Here is a 7,073-nt window from a genome sequence, read left to right as displayed (position 1 = left end):
TTATTGGGGAGATCGGTCCCCCCAAAAAAACCCCCCCCCCTTCTCCTCCCCTGCCCCCCCCCTTTTCCCCCGACCACCCCCCCCCCCACAGGGACAGGCTTGCCTTTGGATTTGAACAGGACAGCTGTTCTCACAGGGAGGGGCTGGCCTTTGGGTTTTGAACAAGGCAGCTGCTCCACAGGTCTTGGGTTGAACCGCAGGCGGATTTCAGCCGGCGGCGGGCTTGCGCGGCGCCCGTGGTTTCTTCTCGGTCACAGGCTTGCCCGCCGGCAGTGCGGCGGCCTTGGGTTCGGCAGGCGCCTTGGGCTTGGCCGGGGCCTTCTTACGTGGTGCGGCCTTGGGCGCCAGGGCCTCGGCTTCGGCCAGCTTGTGGGCCATCTCCCAGTGGCGCTCTTCCTGGCCTACCGGTTTACCCTCCGACTCCCAGATCTGGTAGGCGAATTCGCGGATACGCTTTTCATCGACACTCATTTCGACGCTCCTGAAGTTCATGCATGTTCAATCAACAGGTTGAGCGGAAATTCCGACAGCACATTGCTCAGCATCAGCTCCCTAGAAGGGCTGACAGCGGTGTGTGCGAAAAGTCCCGTGCAAGTGGCAGGCGACAAGGCAAACGGCAGGATCAGCCGGGTATCGTCCCAGTTCTGTGCTGGGATCAGGGGGATCGGGGCCGCGTCCAGCAAGCTGCTGGCCAGCCGTGGCACGATGACGATGGCACGCTCGCCCTCACCGAGGCGGGCGAAGGCCAGCACCTTGTCGGCGTGGCGACCCTGGGCGTTGAGCGGCAGGTAGGCACCGCGCAGGAACAGCTCGGGATGCGCGTGGCGCAGGTCCAGCACGCGGGCGATCAAGGCCTGCTTGATGCGTCCGTCGCGCCAGTGTTCAAGCAGCTCGGCCTCGGGCAGGCTGGCGTCGAGGCTGGCGCGTCTTGCCGGGTAGTCCACTGGGCGGCGATTGTCCGGGTCGACCAGGCTAAAGTCCCAGTATTCGTTGCCCTGGTACAGGTCGGGAACACCCGGCGTGGTCATGCGCAGCAGGCACTGGACCAGGCCATTGAGCGCACCGGGGCAGGCGATGCGCGCGGCGGCGTCGGCGAGCGAGTGGCGCAGTTGCTGGTTTTCGCTGTCGAGCAAGAGGCCATCGAGGTAGCGGGCGCAGGCCTGTTCGTAGCGCTCGTTGGGGGCGGCCCAGCTGCTGCGCAGCTTGGCTTCGCGCAGGGCTTTCTGCTGCCACTGGCGCACACGTTCGGCAAACTGCTCGAGCCCCTTCGGGTCGTCACGGCCCAGCTCCATGGGCCAACTGGCGAGCAGGGTCTGGAACAGCAGCAACTCATCGCCGGGGCTGGGTGCCGGGCCGTCTTCGAGGGTTTCACGCAGCGGCTCGGCCAGTTCGCGCCAGTGCTCGACGCGGCTGGCGAGCCACTGGCTGTGTTCACTGAGCACCGCCAGGCGCGCGCGACAGTCTTCGCCGCGCTTGTGGTCGTGGGTGGCAGTGGCCAGCAGGTTATCCGGGAAGTCACGCAGGCGGCGTTGCGCTTCGTTGTGGAACTGCGCAGGTGTGGTGCTGAACCGCTCGGCCTCGAAGCCCACGTCGTTGCGCGAGAGCAGGCGGGCGCTGCGGTAGAACGCGGTGTCCTCGACCGCCTTGGCGGCGCTGGGTGCGGTCAGTTGCTGGAAGCGCACGCACGCATGGCGCAGGTGCTTGCGGGCACGGCCGACAGGCAACTGACGCCAGGGCTGTCCGCCGAGCCAGCGCTCGAAGTGTTCGAGCAATGGCCAGTCGGCTTCGCCGAGCGACTGCCGGGCACCTTCCAGGGCGCGCTGGAAGAACGCCTCATCCTGCTGGGGACGGCCACAGGCATTGATGTAGGTGCGGTACACCGGGTAGTGCTCGACCAGCGCCTGCAGGGCACGACGGATTGCGCCGAGGGTGAGGTCGCGGGTCATCAGATCGTCGCGGGCGACCTGCAACAGCGCCTGGGCCACCGACTCGCAGTCACCGGCCAGGCTGGCATTGAGTACCAGACGTCTTGCGATGCGCACTTCCTCGTCGAACTCGGGGCGCTCGCTGACGTTGCGCCAGAGGTCGGTCAACGGCACTTCGCCGGACGGGTCGTGCTGAAGCAGCGAGACCTGGTTCATGAACTCGTAGCCGGTGGTGCCGTCGGTGAGCCAGTCCTGGTGCAGGTGCTCGTCGGCACCGAGGATCTTTTCCACGTAGATCGGGAAATGCTCGAGTGCCGCTTCTGGTGGACGCAGGACCAGCAAGTGATCGACACGGCGGCGCAGGTTGCGGCAGTAGCGGTGAGGGTCGGCCAGGCCGTCGATATGGTCGATGCGCAGGCCATCGACCAGGCCGCGAGCGATCAGCTCGAACAGCTTGGCGTGGGTCGCTTCGAACACCGTCGCTCGCTCCACACGCAGACCGCCGAGTTCGTTGATGTCGAAGAACCGTCGCCAGTTGATGTCGTCGGCGGCGGTGCGCCAACTGGCCAGGCGATAGGTTTGGCGCTCGAGCAGCAGGTGCAGGCGCTTGAAGCCCGCTTCGCTGTGGCTGTCGAAGGCGGCCAGGGCCTGCTCCAGGTGAGCGCCCTCGCGTACCAGGTGGGCCAGTTCCGCGTGCAATGGCAGGCTCTCGGCCAGTGGGTCGGTGGAGTCGCCCAAGGCGCCGAAGCGCGTGCCCAGCGCCTGCAGCGAGGGGGCATCGCTCTGGCTGAGGATCCGTCCGTAATCCAGCGGACAGATCGGGAAACGGTGCTCGTAGTGCTCGATCTGCAGCACCCCGTGCTCAGCGTCGAAGGTCAGCGGAATCTCGCCATTCTGAAGGGCGATGCCATAGTCGTTGCCCAGGAACGGCAGCAGCAACTGGCCAGCCAGCAGCGGGTCGCTGGAGTGCCACTGGATATCGAAGAATTCGGCGTAGGGGCTGCGCCGCCCCCAGGCCAGGAGGCTCTGCCACCAGGGGTTGTCGGCACCGCCCACGGCCATGTGATTGGACACGGTGTCGAGGATCAGCCCCATGCCGTGCTGGCGCAGCGCGGCCACCAGCCGCTGCAGCGCCGCTTCGCCGCCCAGCTCGGGATTGACCTGGGTCGGATCGACCACGTCGTAGCCGTGTCGGGAGCCGGCGCGGGCCTTGAGTATGGGCGAGGCGTACAGGTGGCTGATGCCCAGCCGGGCGAAGTAGGGCACCAGTGGCACGGCATCGTCGAGGGTGAAGTCGCTGTGAAATTGCAGGCGCTGGGTGGCGGTCAAGGGCTTCATCGGTCGCGCTCCCAGGCTTGTTCGCGGGCCTGCGCCAGCAGTTCCAGGCGACGTGCGGCATCCTCGTCGTCGAGCAGTTCGCTGACGGGCAGGGCGAAGCGTCGACGCCAGTTGGGGTGGCCGTCGGTGGTGCCGGGCAGGTTGGGTTGTTCGTCGCTGCCGAGCAGGTCTTCGAGTGGGACCAGCACGAGCGGTGCGCGGGTGTGGCCGACATAACGGATGGCGGTGTCGATCAAGGCGTCGTTATCCTTCAAAGGGCCATAGTTCGCTTCCAGGCTGCGGCGCAGGCCGTGAATCTCCTGCTCGCGCTCATGCCGCCAGTGCAGTTCGGTGGCGGCGTCGATCAGTTGCAGTCGGTGGTTCCAGTCGATGTCCCGTGCTCGCAGCCAGCCGGCCAACGGGGCGAGGTCGTGGGTGCCGGTGGTGGCCAGGGCGGTATCGGGCCAGTCGAGGATCGCCTTGAAGTGGCCGGGCGAGGTCTGCTCGAACGGCAGCACGCGCATGCCCAGCACGCCCTTGTCCGCCAGTTGCTCACGCAGCCCGGGCGGTACGGTGCCGAGGTCTTCGCCGAGGATCACCGCCTGATGGCGTGTCGATTCGAGCGCCAGCAGGCGCAGCAGGTCTTCGACGGGGTAGTTCAGATACGCCCCCTCGCTCGGCTTGGCGCCGCGCGGGATCAGCCACAGGCGGCGCAGCCCCATCACGTGGTCGATGCGCAGGCCGCCGGCGTGGGCGAGATTGGCTCGCAGCATTTCGATGAAGGCACGGTAGCCGTTGCGCTTGAGGCCGTCGGGCGAGAAGGCGCAGATGCCCCAGTCCTGGCCCGAACGATTGAGAATGTCGGGCGGCGCGCCGACCTTGAGGTCGGCCAGCAGTTCGTCCTGGCGGCTCCAGGCCTGGCTGCCGGCACCGTCGGCACCCACCGCCAGGTCAGCGATCAAGCCGATGCCCATGCCATTGCTGCGCGCGGCATCCTGGGCGCGTTGCAGGCTGCGCTCGGTGAGCCATTGGCAGAAGGCATGAAACTCCACCAGCGCCGGGTAGGCCGCAGCCATGGCCTGCACTTCCGGCTCCTCGGGGCTGCGCCAGGCGTCCGGCCATGCGCGCCAGTCGGCGCCCAGGCCTTGCTCCACGGCTTCGGCCTGCAGCACTTCGAAATGGCAATGGTGCTCCAGGGCTTGGCCAGCGGACTGGCGAAAGCTGTCGAAGTCCGGGCGCAGGGGGTGTTCCCTCTGGCTGAAATCTGCATACAGCGCCTTGAGCAGCTTGTGCCGCACATCGGCCGCGCGCGGCCAGTCGACCAGCGACGTCTGCTCCAGGTCTTCGAGGCTCTGGGTCAGGCCCGCAGCTTCGGCCGCCATGCGCACCTCGCGCTCGCCGAGCAGTACCGAGGGGCTGGCGTAGAGGGTGTTGAGCAACAGGCGGCTGGATGGTGAGTAGGGGCTGAAGTGCTGTTGGTCGTACATCGACAACGCATGGATCGGGCTGATCGCCAGCGCATCGGCGCCTCGCTCTGCCGCACTGCGCGCCAGTTGCTCCAGGGCCAGGCAGTCGCCATAGCCACCGTCACCAGGGCGGCGCAGGCTGTAGAGTTGCACGGCCAGGCCCCAGCAACGCGGAGGGTGTTGCTCGGTGCCGTCCTGCAGGCTGTGGCAACGCGGCGGCGCGACGGCGATGGTGACCTGTCGGTCATCGATTTCCAGGCGGTGGTAGCCGATAGGCAGTTCGCCGGGCAGTTGTGCCAGTGGGTCGAGGGTCAGCGCGTGCACGCTGCCGTCTTCCTGGGTGCAGCGTACCGGGCTGTTTGGGCTGAACCAGCGTGCCAGGGCCAGCGGCTGGCCAAGGTCGGCGGTGAGCAGTGGCGGCAGGTGCTCGCTGTCCTCGAGCTGCTCCAGGGCGGCCAGGCTGCGCGCGATGGCAGCGTCATCCTCGGCGGGATGGCCAAGCCCTTGCAGAACCCGGCGCAGAGCCTCGTCAGATACCTGCTGGGGACGATCGTTCGCGTCTATCCAGTCGCGGGCAAGGCCCGCGCGGGCGGCGAGACGGTGCAGGGGCATTTCGCTCATGGCGTCTCCAGGCGAGAGGGAAGCAGGCTGACCACGCAGCTGTACGCGGCCAGGGTGGAGTCTGGATGGGCGTTGTCACTGCTGTCGAACAGGCGTGTATCTATGCCTGGCAAAGTAATGGGCTGCGCAGATGCGCCAAGGTTCAAATCGATGCGCAACTCGCAGCCGTCGCCCAGTCGCCAGCGGGCGCTGAGGGCTTTGTCGCCGAGCACTTCGACGCCCAGTGCGCGGCTGCCCACCAGGCGCGGGACGATCTGGCGATGGCGGATATCCAGCAGTTGGTGATAGAGGCCGTGCCAGCCAGCGAGCACTTGTGTGTTGACCGGGCGTGAAGCTTCGAAGGTTTGCAGGGCGTTGGGGTCGGGTATGTGCGCGCGCTTCTCGGGGTCGGCGAAGGCTGCGAAGTGGGCGAACTCGCCGCGCCGACCTTCGCGCACGGCATCGGCCAGCTCATCGTGGAAATCGGTGAAGAACAGGAACGGCTGGCAGCTGCCTTCTTCGTCACCCATGAACAGCAGCGGGATCATCGGCGCCAGCAGCAACAGGCCGGTGGCGGCCCGCAGCGCCGGGGGCGGGCACAGGCGGCTAAGACGCTCGCCAAGGGCGCGGTTGCCGATCTGGTCGTGGTTCTGCAAGAACAGCACGAAGGCACTCGGTGGCAAGTGAGCGCTGGGCTCGCCGCGGGGTGTGCCATGGCGGTTGGGCTCGCCCTGAAACACGAAGCCTTCGCTCAGGCAGCGGGCCAGTTGCTCGATCGGGCGGTGCTTGTAGTCGGCGTAGTAGCCTTCGGTCTCGCCCGTGAGCAGCACGTGCAGGGCGTTGTGGCCGTCATCGTTCCACTGCGCGTCGAAGCCTTGCTCGAGCAGCGCCGCTTGATTGTGTTCGTTCTCCAGCACCAGCCACACTTCGCGGCCCGGCTCGACAGCGGCGCGCACGCGGCGGGCCAGTTCGACGAGAAAGTCCGGCTGGTCGATGGCGTGCACGGCGTCCAGGCGCAGGCCATCGAAGCGGTAGTCGCACAGCCACATCAGGGCGTTCTGGATGAAGAACTCGCGTACTTCTGCACGGCGAAAGTCGATGGCGGCGCCCCAGGGGGTCTGGCGGTCTTCACGGAAGAACCGGCTGGCGTACTGCGGCAGGTAATTGCCGTCAGGGCCAAAGTGGTTGTAGACCACATCGAGCATCACCATCAGCCCGTGGCCATGGGCCTGGTCGATTAGTGCGCACAATTGATCCGGGCTGCCGTAAGCGTTGTGCGGGGCGAAGGGCAGGGCGCCGTCGTAGCCCCAGTTTCGCTCGCCGGGGAACTGGTTGATCGGCATCAGCTCGATGGCGGTGATACCCAGTTCTGCCAGGCGTGGCAGCTGCTGGGAAACACCTGCATAGCCGCCGAGCAGGCCCACGTGCAGTTCCTGGATCACCGCCTCGTGCCATGGGCGGCCGCGCCAAGGGTGCTGCCAGCCGTAACGCTGGAGATCGACGACTTCACTGGGACCGTGCACGCCGTCGGGCTGGTAGCGCGACGCCGGGTCGGCCACCTTCAGGTGACCGTCGATCCTGAAATGGTAGCGATCACCCGCCTGGCAGGCAGCGATACCGCTGAACCAGCCATCTCCCTCGGACAGCAGCTCGACAGACGGCTGCCGCTCGATTTCCACGCTCACGTTGCGCGCATCCGGCGCCCAGAGGGCGAAGCGCGCCGACGTGGCGTCCAGTTGCTGTGCGCCATGCCTGTGCATCTTCG

General features: G+C 66.9%; 4 protein-coding genes. All 4 read right to left on the bottom strand.

Going from position 1 to position 7,073, the window contains the following annotated elements; all coding sequences use genetic code 11:
* Positions 1 to 207 precede the first annotated feature (207 nt).
* The 4 genes from ACPZMI_RS14500 to treZ are packed head-to-tail and all read right to left on the bottom strand — an operon-like array spanning position 208 to position 7,068.
* Positions 208 to 471: a DUF2934 domain-containing protein gene (locus ACPZMI_RS14500; protein ID WP_426352509.1), complete on the bottom strand. Its 264-nt coding sequence runs from the start codon at positions 469 to 471 to the stop codon at positions 208 to 210.
* 17 nt (positions 472 to 488) lie between these two features.
* Complete coding sequence (locus ACPZMI_RS14495) at positions 489 to 3,263, bottom strand: malto-oligosyltrehalose synthase (RefSeq protein ID WP_426352508.1); 2,775 nt, start codon at positions 3,261 to 3,263, stop codon at positions 489 to 491.
* Entirely contained in the window at positions 3,260 to 5,329 is a 2,070-nt protein-coding gene (gene malQ / locus ACPZMI_RS14490; RefSeq protein ID WP_426352507.1) for a 4-alpha-glucanotransferase, read from the bottom strand. Before malQ ends, ACPZMI_RS14495 begins: the two co-directional genes overlap by 4 nt.
* Positions 5,326 to 7,068, bottom strand: coding sequence for a malto-oligosyltrehalose trehalohydrolase (treZ, locus tag ACPZMI_RS14485; protein ID WP_426352506.1), 1,743 nt, complete (start codon positions 7,066 to 7,068; stop codon positions 5,326 to 5,328). The genes malQ and treZ overlap by 4 nt, the downstream gene beginning before the upstream one ends.
* Between the last annotated feature and the right edge of the window lie 5 nt (positions 7,069 to 7,073).

Origin of the sequence: Pseudomonas wayambapalatensis, assembly GCF_049942315.1 — a bacterium.
Classification (GTDB): Bacteria; Pseudomonadota; Gammaproteobacteria; order Pseudomonadales; family Pseudomonadaceae; genus Aquipseudomonas; species Aquipseudomonas wayambapalatensis.
The sequence above is the reverse complement of the archived record's forward strand: the minus strand, read 5'-3'. Positions and strand labels throughout refer to the sequence as shown.

Bases quoted from the DNA above. Each gene is read 5' to 3' on its own strand.
- ACPZMI_RS14500 (WP_426352509.1), bottom strand. From the start codon at position 471: ATGAGTGTCGATGAAAAGCGTATCCGCGAATTCGCCTACCAGATCTGG.
- ACPZMI_RS14495 (WP_426352508.1), bottom strand. From the start codon at position 3,263: ATGAAGCCCTTGACCGCCACCCAGCGCCTGCAATTTCACAGCGACTTC.
- malQ (WP_426352507.1), bottom strand. From the start codon at position 5,329: ATGAGCGAAATGCCCCTGCACCGTCTCGCCGCCCGCGCGGGCCTTGCC.
- treZ (WP_426352506.1), bottom strand. From the start codon at position 7,068: ATGCACAGGCATGGCGCACAGCAACTGGACGCCACGTCGGCGCGCTTC.